The following is a 2,888-nucleotide window of genomic DNA, read 5'->3' on the forward strand; positions in this document are numbered from 1 at the left end:
GTCCTCTCAACGGGGTGACGCGGTTCCCGCGACAGGTTCGGTGGTCGCCAGATGGGATAATGCACATCGATTTAATCGATACTCCTGGCTTAGATGAAATCGATGGTGAAGCGCGCGCTTCAATGTCGGCTGAAGTTGTCAGTCAAGCAGATTTAATTTTATTTGTCATTGCGGGAGATATTACCCAATTAGAATATCAAGCTTTACGAGAATTACGACAGGCCCACAAACCCTTATTATTAGTATTTAATAAATCCGATCTATATCCAGAACAAGCCCGTCAAGAAATTTATCAGCAGTTGCGAAACTTGAGTGAAAATAGCGTTAGCGATGAATTATTGCAGCGGTTATTATCGGCGGATGAAGTGGTGATGGTAGCCGCAGATCCCACCCCAATTCAAGTGCGGATTGAATATCCCGATGGGACAAAAAAGTTTGAATGGGAAAAACCCGAACCCCAAATCGCACCGCTTACAGCTAAAATTCAAGAGTTATTAAGCCGCGAAGGTCGATCGTTATTGGCGATTAATGCTCTAGTACAAGCACGTTCGGCAGAAACAAACTTGGCAAAAAAAACTTTAACCGATCTCCAAGCCGAAGCCAATAAGATTGTGGGGCAGTTTGCCACATATAAAGCCCTAGCAGTCGCGCTCAATCCGATCGCCATCTTCGATATTTTAGGTGGTGTATTTCTCGATTTAATGTTGATTCGATCGCTAGCACAATTATATAATCTCCCGATGACTAAGTATGAGATTAGTAAATTGCTGAGTGGGATTTTATTTAGTAGTGCTAGTTTATTGCTCGGTGAATTGGCAACTGGAATTATCTTTGGTGTGGGCAAAATGGCAGCACTAATCGTCGGTACTAGCGTGAATTTTGCCGCTATTCCCGGCTATCTGGGTGCGGGGGCAATTCAAGGCGCAATTGCTGGCTATGGTGCTTATCGAGTCGGAACGGCTACTCAATCTTATTTAGAAGCAGGTTCTACTTGGGGTAAATTGGGGGCGAATACGGTAATGCGAGAAATCCTCGATCGCCTCGATGATGCTACGATCGTTTCACGGTTGCGAGATGAGTTATTAGCCGCACCCACACCAACAGATCTACCTGAATAATCGGCATTCTCTCTGAGAAAATCTTTCTTCTGCTCTGCGCTCTCTGCGCCTCTGTCTCGTTGGCGGAGCCTCTCTGAAAGAGAATCGCTCGTAAACCGTCGGGTTCCCCGACGAGCGCGAATCGCTGCGGTTCAAAATATCTAGATCTCAATTCTCACAAACAAAATAGGATTGCTATATATTAAGATAATTGAAGTAACATCGCGAAGTGACTCTCGATCTTAAAGCGTAGTAACTATCTATGAAGAACTGTTAAGCGATCGGTAAATATTCAATTTTATTAGCACAATAATGTAGAGATCCCAATCGAACAGGTATTATGACGAGCCTGGGTATGTATGCAGATATTTCGTAGCAAACAGAAGACCGAGTTAAATACCCGTGATAAAATTCTTCAAGCAGCACAAAAGCTCTTTGCTCGGAATGGTTATGATGGCACTACCACTAAAGAATTAGCCGAAAAAGCCGGAATTGCCGAAGGAACTTTATTTCGTCATTTTACTAACAAAAAAGCAATTCTAGTCGAAGTCGCAACCCAAGGCTGGATTGACTTATTGACAGATTTACTAACAGAATTAAGCGAGATGGCGAGCTACGAAGCCATCTCGCATGTGATGTACAAACGAATGCTGCGATTGGGCGATAATTATGACATGATGCGTGTCTGCTTTATGGAAGTTCAACTCCATCAAGATTTACGCGATCGAATTCAGTCGGAAGTAGTTGAAAAAATGACCGATGTCGCCGAAGCATTTTTCCAAACAGCGATGGAGCGAGGCGTATATCGGAAGATGAATCCACGCGTCATCGCGCAGGTATTTTTAGGCATGTTTGTCGTGGCGGGATTCAGTCACGAAACCATCGCCCAACCAGGTGCGAGTCCCCAAGAAATAAAGGAAATGGCCGAAGGATTGGCGGATATCTTTTTGAATGGAGTGTTGTTGAAGAAGTAGCGGGGAGATGGGAGCGGGGAGATGGGAGATGGGGAGACGGGGAGACGGGGAGACGGGGAGTAAGCGCAATTGCTAAAACCTATAACCTATAACCTAAAACCTAATTCAGCCCTCTGGCTTGCCCGATCCAGGTTTGGACGCGATCGAGATCTGGGCAGAGATCGCGCCGTTGGAGCGTGGCTACTTGTAGCCTGAGCAGTTGTCGATGGATTTTATCGGCAGGCATTTGGGCTAATTGTTTGACAGAAATAATGCCGATATGTAAGAGCATTCCATTATACTGACAGCCGACACCGGGCAACCGCGACAGATCGGCAAGAGCTACTAATTTATTCACATACTGAATTTTAGTACCCAGACTCATGGCTAGTTGATACTTAGTTGCTGCATCGGGAGCAACGGCGAGGAGTTGCCCGGTGGTAGCGATTCCTAGCTGTTGGAGCAAAATGCAATCGGGCTTATTTAACCCAGGTAAATCGCCGATCGACCAATCACAAATCATAAGCGGTAAAGTGTAGAGAATAATCGATCGATTGAAAAATTAAATCTTTAGTTAAAATAGTAGGTATTCCCGTAAGTACCGACGTTTCGCTGCCAATGGATTTTACCAGTATTGTTTTAGTTCAGATTGCGATCTTTTACTGTTTGGCGATATTACTACCAACATCGCGAAGTAATTCTAGCCTGAAAATTGCAGCGATCGTCGTACTGATAATTTTATCGATGAGTTGGTATTTCATGCCCGATCTGATGGTAAAGATTGGGATTGGTGCGTGGATTATCTCGGTGTTAATCCCCATGTTCTCGCTCCAGCGAC

General features: G+C 44.7%; 3 protein-coding genes. 2 read left to right on the top strand and 1 reads right to left on the bottom strand.

Translation table 11 applies throughout. The features are described 5' to 3' along the window. The coding region (locus RMO79_RS19780; protein WP_310484983.1) for a GTP-binding protein at positions 1-1,118 on the top strand (1,118 nt) is incomplete at its 5' end. A gap of 338 nt (positions 1,119-1,456) precedes the next feature. After that, positions 1,457-2,071, top strand: coding sequence for a TetR/AcrR family transcriptional regulator (locus RMO79_RS19785; RefSeq protein WP_310484985.1), 615 nt, complete (start codon positions 1,457-1,459; stop codon positions 2,069-2,071). A gap of 100 nt (positions 2,072-2,171) precedes the next feature. Here RMO79_RS19785 and RMO79_RS19790 read toward each other — a convergent pair whose 3' ends face one another. Next, positions 2,172-2,573, bottom strand: a complete 402-nt coding sequence (locus tag RMO79_RS19790) for a DUF4332 domain-containing protein (RefSeq protein WP_310484986.1) — start codon at positions 2,571-2,573, stop codon at positions 2,172-2,174. Positions 2,574-2,888 lie beyond the last annotated feature (315 nt).

It is taken from the genome of Chamaesiphon sp. VAR_48_metabat_403 (assembly GCF_031422475.1).
Taxonomy (GTDB): Bacteria; Cyanobacteriota; Cyanobacteriia; order Cyanobacteriales; family Chamaesiphonaceae; genus Chamaesiphon.